General features: G+C 41.7%; 17 protein-coding genes. 4 read left to right on the forward strand and 13 right to left on the reverse strand.

Features of this window, described 5'->3' with window-relative positions:
- Window position 1: 1 nt before the first annotated feature.
- On the reverse strand, window positions 2–1,168 hold the full coding sequence (locus QSJ46_RS01935; protein ID WP_107163020.1) for an ATP phosphoribosyltransferase regulatory subunit: 1,167 nt from the start codon (window positions 1,166–1,168) through the stop codon (window positions 2–4).
- Between the two features lie 233 nt (window positions 1,169–1,401).
- On the opposite strand from QSJ46_RS01935, the gene QSJ46_RS01940 reads away from it, so the two are divergent.
- The gene (locus tag QSJ46_RS01940; RefSeq protein WP_269773631.1) at window positions 1,402–2,193 is read left to right on the forward strand and encodes a C39 family peptidase; all 792 of its coding nucleotides are present in this window, start codon (window positions 1,402–1,404) and stop codon (window positions 2,191–2,193) included.
- 40 nt (window positions 2,194–2,233) lie between these two features.
- Here the strand turns inward: QSJ46_RS01940 and QSJ46_RS01945 are convergent, their stop codons facing one another.
- The 8 genes from QSJ46_RS01945 to hprK all read right to left on the reverse strand — a co-directional run bounded on the left by QSJ46_RS01945 (window position 2,234) and on the right by hprK (window position 8,038).
- Window positions 2,234–2,866, reverse strand: coding sequence for a DsbA family protein (locus tag QSJ46_RS01945; protein WP_212039658.1), 633 nt, complete (start codon window positions 2,864–2,866; stop codon window positions 2,234–2,236).
- 45 nt (window positions 2,867–2,911) lie between these two features.
- Window positions 2,912–3,553 carry an NAD(P)-dependent oxidoreductase gene (locus tag QSJ46_RS01950; protein ID WP_047201841.1) on the reverse strand — a complete coding sequence of 214 codons (642 nt, stop codon included), beginning with the start codon at window positions 3,551–3,553 and terminating at the stop codon, window positions 2,912–2,914.
- Window positions 3,554–3,640: 87 nt separating this feature from the next.
- Window positions 3,641–4,069: an Rrf2 family transcriptional regulator gene (locus QSJ46_RS01955; protein ID WP_024423567.1), complete on the reverse strand. Its 429-nt coding sequence runs from the start codon at window positions 4,067–4,069 to the stop codon at window positions 3,641–3,643.
- A 69-nt stretch (window positions 4,070–4,138) separates the two neighbouring features.
- A complete protein-coding gene (locus QSJ46_RS01960; RefSeq protein ID WP_285604197.1) occupies window positions 4,139–4,657 on the reverse strand; it encodes an acyltransferase in 519 nt (172 codons plus the stop codon).
- A gap of 1 nt (window position 4,658) precedes the next feature.
- A complete protein-coding gene (gene ppaX / locus QSJ46_RS01965; RefSeq protein ID WP_024427663.1) occupies window positions 4,659–5,309 on the reverse strand; it encodes a pyrophosphatase PpaX in 651 nt (216 codons plus the stop codon).
- A complete protein-coding gene (locus QSJ46_RS01970; protein WP_144472059.1) occupies window positions 5,306–6,250 on the reverse strand; it encodes a nucleoside recognition domain-containing protein in 945 nt (314 codons plus the stop codon). Before QSJ46_RS01970 ends, ppaX begins: the two co-directional genes overlap by 4 nt.
- 19 nt (window positions 6,251–6,269) lie before the next feature.
- Window positions 6,270–7,094 (reverse strand): prolipoprotein diacylglyceryl transferase, encoded by an 825-nt coding sequence (lgt, locus tag QSJ46_RS01975; protein WP_285604198.1) that lies wholly within the window; start codon window positions 7,092–7,094, stop codon window positions 6,270–6,272.
- Window positions 7,095–7,105: 11 nt separating this feature from the next.
- Window positions 7,106–8,038, reverse strand: coding sequence for an HPr(Ser) kinase/phosphatase (gene hprK / locus QSJ46_RS01980; RefSeq protein WP_024423572.1), 933 nt, complete (start codon window positions 8,036–8,038; stop codon window positions 7,106–7,108).
- A gap of 177 nt (window positions 8,039–8,215) precedes the next feature.
- Here hprK and nagA point away from each other — a divergent pair, with 177 nt between their 5' ends.
- From nagA to QSJ46_RS01995, 3 genes are read left to right on the forward strand one after another with little or no spacing between them, the layout of a single operon-like run.
- Window positions 8,216–9,406 (forward strand): N-acetylglucosamine-6-phosphate deacetylase, encoded by a 1,191-nt coding sequence (nagA, locus tag QSJ46_RS01985; protein ID WP_285604199.1) that lies wholly within the window; start codon window positions 8,216–8,218, stop codon window positions 9,404–9,406.
- A complete protein-coding gene (nagB, locus tag QSJ46_RS01990; RefSeq protein ID WP_285604200.1) occupies window positions 9,406–10,131 on the forward strand; it encodes a glucosamine-6-phosphate deaminase in 726 nt (241 codons plus the stop codon). Before nagA ends, nagB begins: the two co-directional genes overlap by 1 nt.
- A gap of 18 nt (window positions 10,132–10,149) precedes the next feature.
- On the forward strand, window positions 10,150–10,875 hold the full coding sequence (locus tag QSJ46_RS01995; protein WP_285604201.1) for a GntR family transcriptional regulator: 726 nt from the start codon (window positions 10,150–10,152) through the stop codon (window positions 10,873–10,875).
- A 30-nt stretch (window positions 10,876–10,905) separates the two neighbouring features.
- Here the strand turns inward: QSJ46_RS01995 and QSJ46_RS02000 are convergent, their stop codons facing one another.
- The 4 genes from QSJ46_RS02000 to QSJ46_RS02015 all read right to left on the reverse strand — a co-directional run bounded on the left by QSJ46_RS02000 (window position 10,906) and on the right by QSJ46_RS02015 (window position 16,534).
- Entirely contained in the window at window positions 10,906–14,760 is a 3,855-nt protein-coding gene (locus QSJ46_RS02000; RefSeq protein ID WP_285604202.1) for a metallophosphoesterase, read from the reverse strand.
- A gap of 94 nt (window positions 14,761–14,854) precedes the next feature.
- The gene (locus tag QSJ46_RS02005; RefSeq protein WP_024423577.1) at window positions 14,855–15,241 is read right to left on the reverse strand and encodes a phage holin family protein; all 387 of its coding nucleotides are present in this window, start codon (window positions 15,239–15,241) and stop codon (window positions 14,855–14,857) included.
- The gene (locus QSJ46_RS02010) at window positions 15,242–15,436 is read right to left on the reverse strand and encodes a PspC domain-containing protein (protein WP_024423578.1); all 195 of its coding nucleotides are present in this window, start codon (window positions 15,434–15,436) and stop codon (window positions 15,242–15,244) included.
- 6 nt (window positions 15,437–15,442) lie between these two features.
- Window positions 15,443–16,534, reverse strand: coding sequence for a DUF4097 family beta strand repeat-containing protein (locus QSJ46_RS02015; RefSeq protein WP_285604203.1), 1,092 nt, complete (start codon window positions 16,532–16,534; stop codon window positions 15,443–15,445).
- Window positions 16,535–16,540: the final 6 nt, after the last annotated feature.

Raw genomic sequence — 16,540 nt, forward strand, 5'->3', positions numbered from 1 at the left:
TTCACTCTTCCTTTCTAGCGCCGATAAAATAAGTCACCTGTTCAAATGCCTTGGTCATCGCGTCAATATTTTCAATCCCCGCTAAGTCTTGCAGGACGATCTTTTTCCCTTTTGAGCGCTCCTTTTCTGCAAAAGCAAAAGCTTCAAGTCTTTGTTCTTTGCTAAAAATCACAGCCTCCTGCGGCTCATTGATCTCTTTTGCATCGAGCGCTTCAAGAAGACGGTCTAGTCGAAGCCCGAACCCTGTAGCTGGTGCGGGTGCATTAAAATGAGCAAGTAATTGATCATATCTACCGCCACTTCCGATGACCGATCCAACATGATCAGCAAATACTTCAAACAAAATACCCGTATAATAGCTCATATGACTCACCATGCTTAAATCTAAACGGATATATTCTGTACAGCCGTAATCTTCAAGTGTCTCCCATAGCGACTTTAACTGTGCGAGCACCTCTTTTCCTTCTTGTGAAACGACGATTTCCTCTGCCCGCTCTATCACTTCTTGGCCGCCTCTTAACTCTAAAAGCTGTAACAGCCTCATTTTATCGATGGAGGAAAGCGGTAATTGTTTCACATGCTGACGGTATCCTACATAATTCTTTTCATATAAGAAGCGGCGAAGGACGTTTGCACGCTCTGTATTTCCGAGTACATCGACAAATAACGTCTCTGCTAAAGCGACATGCCCGATCGCGATTTTGAAGGATCTTAGCCCGGCATTTTTTAAGGCAAATACGGCAAGTGCGATGACTTCAGCATCTGCACTAATCGAACCATCACCAATCAATTCAATTCCGACCTGCTCAAATTCTGATGGCCTTCCGCCTTCTCTTTCCTGCGCACGAAACACATTGGCTGCATACCCAACACGAAGTGGATACGCCTGTTCATGAAGCTTAGAAGCCGCCACCCTTGCAATCGGACCTGTCATATCAGGTCTCAGTACAAGGGTTTGCCCGTTTTGATCAAGGAGCTTAAAAAGCTGTGTATCAGTAATCGCCGATTGCACACCGACTGTATCGTAAAATTCAAGCGTTGGTGTCTCCATTAAACGGAAACCCCAACCATTCATGATCTCTGTTAAAGAATGTCTCACTTTTTTCTTCGTCTCATACAATCCAGGTAATGAATCCCGCATACCATATGGTTTCTCAAACATAAACATGTTCTTCCGCACCTCCAACACATTAAAACAAAAAATTCCGAATCCTTTAGTTCGCTAATATGATAATATGCTAACAAAATAAAGTAATTAAATCAATCATTTTTATTTCTCCCTATTTTCATCAACATATTCTGGAATTATTACATTCAAGTGACACCTGTGCCTTTTCTGCATGTTCGGTGAAGGAACGTGCTATAATACTTAAAAATATTGAATAACACAGGAGATTAACAGTGAAGTTCATCCAGACATTAATCTTAACTTTGTTGTGCGCATGTCTTGTTTATTTCGGCTTTATATACGTTTCACAACTCGACCAAGTCAAGAAAACAGCATCGCCGCAAGAAGCAGCAAAAAAAGAAAACGAAACGGCACTCTCGGCTGAAGAAACTCGTTCAACAAAAAAAGCAGAAACCACACATCATTCACTAAAAGGAAGCAAAAAAGCCATGGACGTCATTCTCTACAATCAAATGGATGCACCAAGGCTTTATAACGGATGCGAAGTCACGAGCTTAGCGATGCTGCTTCATTACAGCGGCTATGAGCACATAACGAAAAACGCATTGGCAAATGAAATCAAACGTGTTCCGCTCAATTATGAAAATGGCTTAAAAGGTGACCCTCATGACGGGTTTGTAGGCGATATGGAGAATGGACCGGGTCTTGGGGTTTACCACGAACCGATTTATCAGCTTGCGAAAAAATACGCGGGCGATCAAGTTGTCGACTTAACCGGAAAGCCTGTTAAAAAGGCCATCTATCAGTCACTTGAAAAGGGCTATCCTGTCTGGGTGATTACGACATCCACCTTCGACAAAACCGATAACATCGAAACTTGGGATACACCAAATGGCAAAATAGATGTAAGCTTTAATGTGCATAGCGTAGTCATCACAGGCTATGACAAGGAGCATGTCTACTTGAATAATCCATATGGAGAAAAGAATCAAAAGGTCGACCGTGATCAATTTGAAGATTCTTGGGAACAGATGGGCAGTCAGGCGATTATCATTAAAGCGTAAAAAACAACCTCTATCCGCATAGAGGTTGTTTTTAAATGATTTATTTTTCTAGAAATTCCTTTAGGCGGTCTTCAAGCTTTTCAGCCGTCATTGCACCTCCGCCCAGGCTGAAGTATTCATCCCCTCTTTTTAATATAAGTGTAGGATAGCCATTCACATGAAGTTGATGAACCTTCGCAAAGTCAGCATATGCATCATTGATCGCTTCTTTTGTTTTCATACGTTCAATGACTGCGTCAGGATCAAGATGATGCGCCAAAGCGATCTCCCGATACGTTTCCTCATCACTCAGACTTTTTCCGTCTTGATAAAAAGCCTTTTGCATCGATGAAGCCAAGTACAATGAACGCTCAGGTGCGATGGATCTTAATGCAGAAAAACCAATGGCCGCAGCCTCAGAGTCTAAAAGAAACGTTCCGTTTGCTAGCAGCTTCTGATAACGTTCACCAAACTCGACACCAGTCAGCTGACTAATACGCTGATTTGCTTCTGGAATGTGCGGATAATCCTTTATCGGAAGACTCCTTTCCCCTACAAATAAACCACCCGAAACAAGTGTTAGTGATATCTCCGGATGATTTTCATGCAAAGTGCGGATACTGTTTGAAAATCCATAACACCAGCCACAATACGCATCCCATACATAGATGAAAGACAATTCTTGCTCATTCATACGTTAGACTCCCCATTTATCATTTTTAGGCGGCCATGAAACTGCTTATTCAGCTTCAGATACAACGGTAAAACGTTCTCCAACATGGGCTGCCTGCTCCACTTCATCAACCAGCGCAATGGCATAGTCAGCATAGCTCACATAGCTGTCACCTTTAGAATTGACAATTAGATTGTCTTTCCCTTTCACATAAGAACCCGTACGTTTGCCAGTTGGATTAAAGAATGCAGCGGGGCTGAGGAAGGTCCATTTTAACCCCTCTGACTGTTGAAGATCTTTTAGATTTTCTCCTTGCTGTGAAGCAGTAGGCACATACTCCTTCGGAAATTCTGGTGTGTCAACAAGTCTTATTGTTTTCGCCTCATCTACAAATAGACTTCCAGCTCCGCCCACAACGATTAAACGAGTCTCAGGTGTTTCTTTTAAAATATCAATCAGCTTTTTCCCAGCTTCTACGTGAAGATGCTCCTGTCCAGCAGGTGCGCCAAATGCATTCACAATCACATCAAAGCCTTTGATGTCTTCTGCTTGCAAGTGAAACACATCCTTCTCAAGAACAGCTAGTGATGAATCAGTCACTTTTTGTGCATCACGGACGATTGCCGTTACTTCATGTCCTCTTGATTGAGCCTCTTTCACAATTTCTTGTCCTGCTTTTCCTGTTGCGCCAATAATTCCAATTTTCATGTTAACTCCTCCTGCAATATGGTTTTATGTTGATAAAGAAAGGTGTAACTAATTCAGTTACAACAGAGGTAAAAAAAATTGAATAGATCATCCAATTTTTTTGATTAACACATGCGTTAGTTCACTTAATTTGATCTCAGCAAGTACTTGCTCCATCGCACTTTGAGCGCGGCATAAAATTAATTCAAGCACCGCTTGAATATTTGCACCGATCGGACAGTCAGGATTTGGGCTTTCATGAATTTGAAACAATTCACCCTCATCTACGACTTCAACCGCTTTATACACATCGAGCAATGTGATGTCGTCTTCACTGCGGTTCAGCTGAGAACCACCTTTGCCAAGACTCGTTGAGATTAGGCCTGCTTTTTTTAATTTACTCATAATGCGGCGGATGACCACTGGGTTTGTATTCACACTTCCTGCGATATCCTCCGATGTCTGTAAAGATCCTTTTTCAAGTGATAGCAAGGCCAGAATATGGACAGCGACAGTAAATCTGCTGCTGATTTTCATGTTTTCTCACCTCTGTTGTAATCATTATAGTTACACCATGTCACATTGTCAACAAAAAAGTCTGCCGAGCTACTCAGCAGACTTAGATTGACGTGCTTCCATTTCTTCCTTCGTATAAATCATGCGCATTGGATTTCCTCCAACAAATGAGCCTGCTGGCACATCCTTATGAACAAGTGTACCAGCCGATACGATCGCTCCATCCCCAATAGTCACACCAGGTAAAATAGTTGAATTAGCTCCAATTAAGACTTCATCACCAATATAGACTTCCCCAAGTCTGTACTCTTTAATCAAATACTCATGGGACAGGATGGTCGTGTTATAGCCGATCACACTATTTCGACCGACAGTGATTTTCTCAGGAAACATAATATCAACCATCACCATTAAGGCAAACGCCGTATCCTCGCCAACCTTCATACGAAGAAAGGTACGGTATATCCAATTTTTCATTCCCATAAAAGGCGTGTACCTTGCCATTTGAATAAAAATGAAGTTTTTCACCACTTTGAAAAAGGGAACTGTCCGATAGACTTGTCGCAACGAATTGACCCCTTTTACAGGATAACGATCTGTTTTTCTCAACTTAATCAGCTCCAACAATCGCCAGGAGATCACTCATTTTCTTCAGCATGAAATCAGGGCGATGCTTTAAAAGGGCCTCTTCTCCCTTAATAGACCAAGCAACACCTGCCGTTTTTGTCCCTGCCGCTTGACCAGACAAAATGTCGTGATAATTATCACCGACCATCACCGCTTCATGCGGATCACTGCCAAGCTTTGATAATGCCAGTTGAACAGGCTCCGGATGCGGCTTCTCATTTTGTACATCATCGAGCGTCACAATGACCTCAAAGAACGGCTCTAAACCGGTCAGCTTCAATCCCATCAAAACCGTATCCCGTATTTTCGTTGTGACAATACCGAGCTTAAACCCTCGATCCTGCAGGACTTTCAATGTGTCGATAACGGTCTCATATTCAGTCACAAGCAGATCATGCTGCTGATGATTAAACGTGCGGTACATCTGAATCATGTCATCTGTCAAATCAGGGTCCATTGCAGAGAATGTATCAAACAAGGACGGACCAATGAAATGAAGAATATCCTCACGGCTGTACTGACCAGGGTAATAATGATCCAGCGTATGCTGAAATGAAGCAATAATTAATTCATTTGTATTGATTAATGTGCCATCTAAATCAAATAGCACTGTGTTGATCGTCGATTCGTTCATATGGCTTCCTTTCTAACAGCTGCAAGCTCCCGCTTCCGCCAAATATAGCTAATAGCAGCTGTCAATAAAATTGCAGAAATCAGACGGATGACAAGAAGCGGCCATACTGGAATACCAAGTGGAATAAAAATCAGCGTATCTTCGACCACCGCATGGCAGGCAACGAGAAAAATAAAGGCAAGTGTTAAGTCCTTTTTACTCACACCGTCCTCTTCCACTGCCTTCATCATCACGCCAGCTCCGTACGCCAGACCAATCGTTAATCCAGCCACCATCGTCATAGACGTATTTTCTTTCATTCCAAGCATTCTAGTAAAAGGTGACAGCCACTTAGACAGCGTATGAAGCCACCCTAAATCTCTCATGAATTGAATGATGATCATGAGAGGGATGACGATACAGGCGAGCTGGAGCACACCGAGTACAGCTTTTTGTAAAGCAAGAAGGACGATCATGTACCAGCTAGAAGGCACATCAGCCGCCTGAGCTGCCGTCAGCAGTCCATATTGCGCCGGCTCCTCGCCTCCCTGCCAAACGAGATGAATGACAATAGCCGAAATCACAGCAAGACTGATTCTGACCAGTAAAATCACAGACACTCTCAGTCCAACCTTTGCTGCCACTGTCGATTCGATGATCAGGTTATGGCAAAAGGAAAGCATCACTGCCAAAATAAACACTTCCTTCACAGGAAGCTCTAATGTCAAAATAGCTGCAATCCCCGCATATAAGTTCAGCATATTACCTAAAACAAGCGGAATAGCCGCTTCTCCCGAAAGACCAAACAACCCCATAAATGGCCGAATGAATTGTATGATCCAATCCATTACAGGCGTATGCTGCAAGATACTGACGAGAATGGTAACTGGAAAGATGACTTTGCCAAGTGTCCAAGTTGTCGATAGTCCTGCTTTCAAGCCGTTTTTCCATGTCTCTCCCATCTCTTTTGATCCCCCCTGCTTAATTCGATGAGTTGTTCTCTTTATACGGAATCGATGCGTATCCTTTCATTCTTCTAAAGAAAATCAGTAGAACAGCCACTACGAATATCGCAATCGAAATCATCTGTGCGACTCGAAGATGCTCTGTCAGCATTAAGCTGTCTGTTCTCATCCCTTCAATGAAGAAACGGCCGATTGAATACCAAATTAAATAAGACAAGAAGATTTCGCCTCTTCGCAGCGATGTTCTGCGTAGTAAAATCAAGATGACAACACCGGCAAGATTCCATAATGATTCGTATAAGAACGTCGGATGATAATAGGTACCATCAATATACATTTGATTAATGATAAACTCAGGCAGATGCAAATTTTCTAAAAAGGCTCTTGAAACCGCCTCACCATGCGCTTCTTGGTTAATAAAGTTCCCCCAGCGCCCAATTGCCTGCGCTAGTAAAATACTAGGTGCTGCGACGTCAGCTATTTTCCAAAAGGATACCTTTCTCACTTTTGTAAAAACGATGGCTGTCAGCACGGCACCGATCAGCCCGCCGTGAATCGCAATTCCACCATTCCAAATTTTAATGATTTCGTTTGGGTGCTGCTGATAGTAATCCCATTCGAAGGATACATAATAAATTCGTGCACAAATAATCGCTATTGGAATGGCAAATAAGATTAAGTCAATAAACATATCTTTATTGATTCCTCTTTTTTCACATTCTCTCAGTGCGAGCCAGAGTCCAAGCAAGGCCCCGACCCCAATGATCACACCATACCAATGAACCGAAATAGGTCCAAGCTGAAAAGCAATCGGATCAATTGGCTGAATTGCTTCGTTCATATAGTCAACTCCTATTCATCCTGGCCATTGTCTTCAATGACATCGGCAAGTTTACTTGTAAATTGTTCTGCTGCATTATGTCCCATCCGTTTCAGCCTGAAGTTCATCGCAGCCACCTCAATGATGACAGCTAAGTTTCGACCTGGCCGTACAGGAATCGTCAGCTTCGGTACATCTGTATCGATGATTCGCATTTTCTCTTCTTCAAGTCCTAAACGATCATACTGTTTGCCTTGTTCCCAAAGCTCAAGGTTCATCACAATCGTAATTCTCTTATAGCTTCTGACAGCGCCTGCTCCAAATAAGGTCATCACATTAATAATGCCTAACCCGCGGATTTCTAAAAGATGTTCAATCAGCTCTGGTGCGCTCCCAACTAACGTATCCTGATCCTCTTGACGGATTTCCACGCAATCGTCTGCGACCAGCCGATGTCCCCTCTTCACTAATTCTAAGGCTGTTTCACTTTTTCCTACTCCGCTTTTCCCAATTAACAACACACCTACACCATATACATCTACGAGCACACCATGAATAGCAGTCGTTGGTGCAAGTTTACTTTCTAAAAAGTTGGTCAATCGACTCGAAAGTCTTGTCGTTTTTAGGCTAGATCGTAAAACGGGCACGCCATTTTCATTTGATGCTTCGATTAATTCCTTCGGGACATCACGATCTCGTGACAAAATAATGGCAGGGGTAATATCTGTACAAAGAGACATCATTCTCTGCTTTCGTTCGCGTTCTGGGAGCTGTTCAAAAAAAGAAAGCTCTGTTTTCCCTAAAAGTTGAACTCTTTCTTTTGGGTAATATGTAAAATAACCAGCCATTTCAATACCTGGTCTGGAAAGATCACTGATTGTAATGGGACGATTAATCCCTTCTTCCCCACTTACCAGTTCAAGATGAAATTGTTCCATTATGTCCTTCGTACGAACTTTCGGCACGCTTCTTCCTCCTTTTATCACAGGCGATTCAGAAATACAGCTCTATTTTATCACTTTCAATGATGAACCCAAAACAGTATTTTATCCTGTTCCTGTTTCACCACCCTAACTGGTATAGACAACTATACTTAAAAAGAGTAAACTTAAAGCAAAGATAACGAATAAGGGGGCTCAAACATGAGCGGTTCTTTATTGCTCTCCAATATTCATATTGTGACAAAGTCACAGGTCATTGAAAACGGTTTTGTCGGTTTACGCGATGGCAAGATTGACTATATTTCAACATCACCACCGACAGGAAATTATGAAAAAGTATATATTTCCCGGGAAAACTTTTATTTACTCCCCGGAATGATTGATATTCACATCCATGGTGGATATGGTGCAGACATGATGGATGCGACGGCAGAAGCGATGAATACACTCGCTGACAACCTACCGTCAGAAGGAACGACAAGTTTTTTAGCGACAACCATCACACAAAACCATCATGAGATTGAGCATGCACTTAAAAATGTCGCTCAGTGGAAACAAAGTAATGAAGCACAAGCAGGAAATCAGGCACAATGTATAGGAATCCACCTCGAAGGTCCATTTATTTCTAAAGATAAGGCAGGGGCACAGCCTGTTCAATGGATTAAACAGCCGGACATCCCGCTTTTTAAAAAATGGCTGGATGCTTCTGATCAGCTCATTCGAATTGTCACGTTTGCACCTGAGGAAGACACAGATTTTGCATTTCTTTCCCTATTACAGGAAAAGAACATTATCCCTTCCATTGGACATACGAATGCCCATCATGACATGATAAATTTAGCTGCTAAGCATGGTGCACGCCATGTAACGCATCTTTATAATGCAATAAGTTCGTTTCAGCACCGTGAACCGAACGCTGTAGGTGCTGCTCTTACGAACGAGAACCTATATACCGAGCTGATCACAGATGGGATTCACTCCCACCCTCTTTCCATCAAGCTTGCGTATTTGGCAAAAGGAAGTGATCGTTTAATCATGATCACAGACTCGATGCGTGCAAAGGGACTCGGGTATGGAACGTATGAATTTGGCGGTCAGACGGTCACAGTCAGCGGCGAAAAAGCATTGCTGGACGATGGTACACTTGCAGGATCAATTTTGCGAATGAAAGACGGCGTCAAACGGATGAAACAGCTCACCGATTGTGAGTGGACAGAGATTGCGAAGATGACCTCAACCAATGCGGCCGCTCAACTGGGACTTGATCAACAGCTCGGTTCCATCGAAGTTGGAAAACTAGCAGATTTGGTGATTTGGGATGAATCTGGTGAACTGATGATGACGATCTGCCGTGGACAAATCGTCTTTGAAAAAAAGGAGGCCAACCACTAATGAACATCATCGAATTTGAAAGCAAAGAGCAATTAGGAAAAGAAGCAGCTACGATTATTGCAAGGACAATTGCTGCTAAACCCGACACCGTACTCGGCCTAGCAACGGGCGGTACACCTATTGATACTTACAAAGAGTTAATTCAACTTCATCAAGCGCGTCAATTGTCTTTCAAGCAAACAAAAACAATCAATTTAGATGAATATGCAGGACTTGATCCAGAACACGAAAATAGTTATATGACCTACATGAAACGTCATTTATTTGATCATATTGATCTCCCTCACGATCAGTATTTTCTTCCAGATGGCAATGCAGCTCATTTAGAAAAGGAATGCTTAAGATATGACCAGCTCATTGAGGATGTAGGCGGCATCGATCTTCAGCTCCTTGGAATCGGTCAAAATGGACATATCGGTTTTAACGAACCTGGTACCCCTTTCAACTCAAAGACTCATGTCGTGCAGTTAGATGAAAACACGAGACAGGCCAATGCAAGATACTTTTCGTCTATCGATGAGGTGCCTACACATGCTATCACGATGGGAATTGCGAGCATTCTTTCAAGTAAAAAGATTCTCCTTCTTGCTTCAGGAAAATCAAAAGCGAAAGTGATACAATATTTAGAACAGGCAGAGATTCATCCAGACTTTCCAGCTTCAGCACTGAAACTTCATGAAGATGTAACGGTTTTGATTGATCGAGAAGCTGGATCACTACGCTAAAAACGAGAGGATTTTCACATGTTTATTGATAAGCAGTCACCTATTCCGATGTACCATCAGATTATGGAGAACCTGAAAAAACAGATTGAGGATGGAACATTAGCACCTGATACACTCATTCCTTCTGAAAGAGAATATGCCGAACGCTTTGGTATTAGCCGAATGACTGTCAGACAAGCCTTATCGAATCTTGTGAACGAAGGATATTTGTATCGACAAAAAGGAAAAGGCACCTTTGTTAGCCGAAAAAAATTTGAACAGCCGCTGCAAGGCTTAACAAGCTTTTCAGAGGATATGCGCCAGCGTGGACTCAAAGCATCAAGCCAGCTGATTGACTTCAAAAAAACTACATGTCCAGAGCACTTGCTGCCAGTCTTACATCTGTCAAAAAGTGATGCTGTATTTGAGCTCAAACGGATACGCCTTGCAAATGATGAACCAATGGCGATTGAAACGAGCTATATACCTGAAAGATTTGCCGAAGATTTAACAAAGAAACATTTAACTGGCTCTTTATATGAATATATAGAAACTCACACTGGCCATGTCATTGCTCATGCAAAACAGGAACTTGAAGCCAATGTTGCCTCAAAGGAAGAAGCAAACTTGCTGTCTATTTCAACAGGCGATCCTGTGCTTTCCATAACAAGAACGACTTTTTTTCAACAAGACGTTCCATTTGAGTATGTTGTTTCCGTTTATAGAGGGGATCGTTACAAGCTCATTCATACAATGGAAAGATAAACAGTGCCCCTGACACGGAGCACTGTTTTTTTATTTCCTAAGAAATTTTGTTTCATCATCATTTTTTGTATGAATTTTCCATATTGGTGAAATGGTTTTTCCTTGGAAACGATCTTTTGCTACAGTGTACCAATAATAATCTTCATTTGGCTTTAAGCCCTTCCACTCAAAGCTCGCTTTTTTGCCGCTTTTTACGCCGCGCGCTTCTCCTAGAAGAACATTCGTATACACATTGAGTTCAAAATAATTGGTTTTGACCGATTTCATTTTCGGTGTCAAATCCACATCGATTGAAAATTCATCTTGATCTCCATACGTTTTAGGATCGTAAAAATGCTCTTTATTCAAGTAAGGTGAATATGTCGTAAAATGAAGCTGATTTTTTTCTTGATCGGCTGTTATGACCCTCATAAACCCTTGCCCACCTTCAGGTCCTGACTGATAATCGGCGAGTATTTGATATACTTTCCTATCTGCTTTTCCATCATGGTCATCATCAAGCTCATCTACTTTCCTGCTGGCTCCATGGTAGTGGCCGCTAAATACCGCCACAATATTAGGATGGCGTTTCACCACTTGGTGGAAGATGAGATCGCCAATCGGGCTTCGGTTGCCGCTCACTAACAAATACTCATGGAAATTTAAAATGACAATACGATCTGGATGCTCAGAAATCACGCGGTTTAACCAATCAATTTCATCTTGCTTAATCCCCCAGCCCATGTACACCATCATATAATCATTGCCGCCGGCAGAGATGAGATCATAATGACCTTTATTGTTTCGATAGGATTCACCATAGTAAGGCTTATCAGCAAAGCGTTTTTCCCCGAAATATTTCCCGTATTCCGCATATAAACCGTCCTTGTGTCTAACATCATGATTTCCTGCTAAAACACCATAGGGAATGTGATTCTCATCTAATACACGCATAAATGTATCAGCACGGTGCCATTGCTTATCCTTTGAATCATCCACAATATCGCCTGTATGGAACACATATTGAATGTTTAATTTCTCCCTCTGATCTCTGATCCATTCGACCATTTGTTTAAAGATATGAGGATAGCTCTTTGCATAATATTGAGTGTCAGACATCCACACCATCTTATATGGCTTTTGCGATTTGCTGATTTCATCCTGTACTAGCAAATCAAACGTTTGATTCTTCATGTACTGTCTCACTGACAGCAGCCCTTTTAGGTAAAATTCCTTTTGATCCTTCGCAAAGTGATGAGTGATTTTATCCCACTTTTCCTGGTGGTGATTCCATGCGTACATTGTCACCTTTCTCCCTGACAGTGAACTCCCTTTCCATACAGCTTCGACGACATCCTTTTCGCGCACATCATGATGAACCTTAATTTGAAAACGATGATAAGGAAAACGCTGTAAATCCTTCGTTTCAACTGCCTTCCCATCAACAAATGCAATGCGGTTCCTTTCTTGATCAGAAAAAATCATTTCTCCTTTTTGGAGAAAACTCTTTGGCGGCTCTGTCTCTGCTGCATACTTAAAAATCTTCATTGAAGGATGCAGCGATGTATATTGATAGGCACGATAAAAAGAGTAATCTAACTTATCATTGGTTGGATCCTTGGTTAGCACAGTTTGCTTTGATGATTTCATTTTCGTCTTATCTGCCACCCGTTCTGGTGTTTCTGGATGCTCATGTACCGTCTTGAACTCTTTTTTCAACGTCGACATGTTCCCAGCTGCATCTTTTGCTTTGACCATAAACGTGTGCTTGCCAGGCTTTAATTCACTAGAGGACGTCTGATATGGCAAAGAAACTGGTTTGCCATCTACATACGCCTTCAACTCTTCTATATCACTCCAACGATCCGTTACTTTTGCTTTTAATGTAAAGGCGCCTTTATATTGATCCTTTGCTTGTACGTTGGTCTTAATTCTCGGCCCAGTGTTATCAACTTTCACACGTACTGAAGCATGCTCGTCTGAGGTTTTCGCCTCAATTAAGTGCGGCCCTTCTTTCAGCCTTTTTGTATCCCACTTTATATAGGTTGAGACATAAGCCTCTTTTGGAATCTCAAATTGAAACGTTCTAACCTTTTTTGCGTTCCCGCTGTCTCCCATTCTCCATTCTTTTTGAGGCTTCGCATTGATTGGATGAATTTGTGTTCCATTCGATAAGATCATCCTGACGTTTTTCAATTCAAAATCATCATGATTCTCTCCAGGAAGCCGGTCTATCGGAGAAGACTTTGTGCCAGCGTGGAATGAGATCGTTTGGAGACCTGCCTTTTTTATCTCTTCTTCTGGTATTGGCATTGTATAGGTACGATACACTTTTGTCGAATCATCAAAAACAGAAAGTAAACGCTTACCTATAGATACACCATTTTTAAAATATAAATTTGTTCCTTTCACATCAAATGCAATATATGGATCTGCTTCAAGGGCAGCGGATACTTGCTGATTCCGTTTTCCATCTATCCGTAATTCGATGCTTTTTTTCTGATCAGACGTTGCCTTTAATGAAAATAACCCTGAAACCGTATCTCCCTCTTCAACATTGAATCGGAGACCGTGGGCTTTGCTAACCTGCTCCACATCAACCGTTTTTTTCAAAGTCTTGGCTTCATTTTCGCCATCTGACGCTTCAAGCTGATATTCCAATTGTTCCTTCCCAATCAACTCAGGTGAATAAATAATATGATGAAATAACCGGTCATTTTGGTCTTTTTGAAGCAGTATTTCCTTGAACGCTTCTTTTCGATTCGTTCGATAACGCAGCTTGACGGTTTTCACGGCCTGATCATCCTGGACATCTGCTTTAATCTCTACACTTTCAGTTGGTTTCACCGGTTTCCTTATCGTCATATCTTCAATCACAGGTTTATGGATATCTTGAGAAATTTCCTTTTTCTCAGATGGAATTTGTGCTTTTAGCACTTTACCTGGAGTGGGCTCTTCCTCAATTTTCGAAATCAGCTTCGTCTGCGTCGTACCATCCATTGGATACTTAAACAGCAAGGATTTATGCTCGCTAAACCATGATGGCTTCAAACGAAATGCGGCAGAAGAAATCTCTTCACCTATATTTGTTGTGATCGAAACAAGACGAGATTTAGAGTTGGACAGTCCTTTGCTCTCGATAATGGTTAGATGCTCGCCCTCTTTTAATTGGCTTTTGTACATGGCATTAAAGTCTGCTACAGTTAAATGCTCCTGCCCTTTTTTTCTCAGCCAAAAAACATAAGGTTTTCCAGGTGAAATGGTGATTGGATTTTTATGAAAGGAATATACATCATCCAATTCGATGCCCTGCGTGGGATTGCGGTAGCGGACCTGATAATGTTTAAGTGAGATAGGCGCATGTGTCGTGTTATACACTTCGATAAACTCAAAAGCATCTTTGCCTTTTCGGTTTTTTGAATTAACGACAATTTCTGTGATGAATAAGTCCGGAATATGCGAAAGATCCTCTTCAAATCCATTTAAATGAACCGATTTCTCTGCTGTTTTGATCACTGATTTTTGCGTAAGGAACTCTGTATAGTAATGAACGGTTGGATTCCATAATTGATCTGGCGGAATTTTCGCTGTAAATTCTGGCTTCATTCCGGGCAGCCGTTCCATTGGAATCAAGCGATACCCCAGTTCATCACTTTGTTTATAATACAAGTTCGCAGACAAAATCTGTTCTTGGTCACTAATGGACGCACGAAACTGAAGGTCATGGCTTTTTCCTTGAACCGGGCGGACATCCACATGAAATTGATCAAAGATAAAAGGCGAAAAAGGCTTGTCCGGTACATTCACTTCTGTTTGAAGAAAAGGCCCTGCTGAAGCAGGCTGACTGAAACAAAAAAGAATGATAAAAAAACATAAAAGCATGATTTGTCTGCTCACGTTCACCATCTTGCACCGCCTCCCTTCGGATATTGTGTCTCCTGAAGGTGGTTTTTATGTCAGATGGAACGGAGAAACGATACAAATTTGCACAAAAAAACCGTTAGCTTTTTTTCGCTAACGGCTCTACGATTCCTTTTTGTATCAACAGATGGAAAATGGACAAAATGACAGCCATCCAAATGGCCGTTCCGAATCCATCAATGTTAAAGCTATCTCCCATAAAGCTCGATGTCATCATGAGTGTAATGGCATTGATGACAAATAAGAACAATCCTAGTGAAAGGACGGTGACTGGAAGCGTTAAAATGATCAAAAACGGCTTCACTAAAATATTGAGCAAGGACAAAATGATACTTGCCACAATGGCTGCGCCAAATCCTTCAATATACACGCTCCCGAGCCCAGGCAAAATGCCTGAATCAAAATATCCAGCAATGACGATTAAAAGTAATGCATTTACTAAAATACTGACGATCCATCTAAGCATTTATTTAGTGCCTTCTTCCGGAACAACAAAATACCATATGAAGTAGATCAGGAAGATCGGCATAAATGCTGTCAAAAATCCGATGATGACGGTTAAAATGCGAAGCAGCGATGCATCAACACTTAAATATTCCGCAAGTCCACCAACAACACCCGCTATTTTTTTATCTGTTGCTGAACGATAAAGCTTCTTCATGTAGAATCACTCCTTGTCTGATTGGTGCTTTACTTGTATTGAGCCTGTTTTTGTTTCTGCAAAAATTGATATACTGTGTGCCGCTTGTTGATTGGCTTTGATCATTTTCTCTTTTTGTAATGTTTCATTTTTTTCTTTAATCATCTCTGCATCAAGTAAATCGTGAGAGATAGACCCGAGATTGCTTTTCAGCTCAGCGGTCACTGCACATGCGCGCGGGATCTGAACGTCCACACTGCCTGTTGTCGTTTTCGCATAGATGGAACGGCACTTTTCATCTGACAGCTGAACCGCAATATTTCCGTTAAAGCTTTGTGCATCAATTGATTCACTTTTCCCGCGCAGGTCTATGAGCCCATTGATGGTTTCTACTTCAATCATACCACACTCGTGATCTGCCAGTTTGATTTGTCCGTTTGCTGTTTCAATTCCGACTTTTTCTGCCTGTAACGAGGCAAAAGAGACAACACCATTTGTGGTTTTCGCGGCAAGTTCTTTTGTCTTTAGCTTTTCCCCACGAATCGGCCCATTAAACAGCTTGACCTTGATCTTATCGTATTGGATACGCGGTACGTATAAAGTAACATTGACTTTCATCGTCTTCTTTTCGGTTCGAATAAAAAATTTATCTCCTTCAAGCCCGCAGTCCAATTGATTGAGAAATTGCTGTCTTGCCTGCTCTCCATCCTCTGCACGGTAGATTTTCGCATGACACTCTGCTCGAATATCTTGATCGTCCCAAGGCATTACATTGAGGCTGCCGTTCGCTAATTGAATATCTAAATGAGAGAGCGAGGCGTCTTTGAACTGAAAAATATGCTCAACATCAACGGACTGTCCAAAGTTCAAATCAAGATCCACGTCTTTTACCTTTTTCACCGCAGTATCTAGCCAGCCAAACAGCTTTGCCCCAAGATTTTCGGTGCCGTTTCCTTTACTCTCTGCTCCAGCTTTTTCTTCATGAAAGGTGTGATCAGTCGTAGACTTTTCTAATGAGACGGACTGACCTTCTTCTAATTTTTCTAGCAGCGTAATTGCTTCTTTTGCTGATAATACCCCGTCTTCTACTAATTTTAAAATTCGTTCTTTTTCATTCATACAAAG

This window comes from Bacillus sp. YKCMOAS1 (assembly GCF_030268125.1).
Taxonomy (GTDB): domain Bacteria; phylum Bacillota; class Bacilli; order Bacillales; family Bacillaceae; genus Bacillus; species Bacillus safensis.

Coding starts and splice junctions, on each gene's coding strand:
- QSJ46_RS02000 (WP_285604202.1), bottom strand. CDS start 14,760: ATGGTGAACGTGAGCAGACAAATCATGCTTTTATGTTTTTTTATCATT.
- nagB (WP_285604200.1), top strand. CDS start 9,406: ATGAACATCATCGAATTTGAAAGCAAAGAGCAATTAGGAAAAGAAGCA.
- lgt (WP_285604198.1), bottom strand. CDS start 7,094: ATGAACGAAGCAATTCAGCCAATTGATCCGATTGCTTTTCAGCTTGGA.
- QSJ46_RS01945 (WP_212039658.1), bottom strand. CDS start 2,866: ATGAATGAGCAAGAATTGTCTTTCATCTATGTATGGGATGCGTATTGT.
- QSJ46_RS01995 (WP_285604201.1), top strand. CDS start 10,150: ATGTTTATTGATAAGCAGTCACCTATTCCGATGTACCATCAGATTATG.
- QSJ46_RS01950 (WP_047201841.1), bottom strand. CDS start 3,553: ATGAAAATTGGAATTATTGGCGCAACAGGAAAAGCAGGACAAGAAATT.
- QSJ46_RS01935 (WP_107163020.1), bottom strand. CDS start 1,168: ATGTTTATGTTTGAGAAACCATATGGTATGCGGGATTCATTACCTGGA.
- ppaX (WP_024427663.1), bottom strand. CDS start 5,309: ATGAACGAATCGACGATCAACACAGTGCTATTTGATTTAGATGGCACA.
- QSJ46_RS01970 (WP_144472059.1), bottom strand. CDS start 6,250: ATGGGAGAGACATGGAAAAACGGCTTGAAAGCAGGACTATCGACAACT.
- QSJ46_RS02005 (WP_024423577.1), bottom strand. CDS start 15,241: ATGCTTAGATGGATCGTCAGTATTTTAGTAAATGCATTACTTTTAATC.
- nagA (WP_285604199.1), top strand. CDS start 8,216: ATGAGCGGTTCTTTATTGCTCTCCAATATTCATATTGTGACAAAGTCA.
- QSJ46_RS02010 (WP_024423578.1), bottom strand. CDS start 15,436: ATGAAGAAGCTTTATCGTTCAGCAACAGATAAAAAAATAGCGGGTGTT.
- QSJ46_RS02015 (WP_285604203.1), bottom strand. CDS start 16,534: ATGAATGAAAAAGAACGAATTTTAAAATTAGTAGAAGACGGGGTATTA.
- QSJ46_RS01955 (WP_024423567.1), bottom strand. CDS start 4,069: ATGAAAATCAGCAGCAGATTTACTGTCGCTGTCCATATTCTGGCCTTG.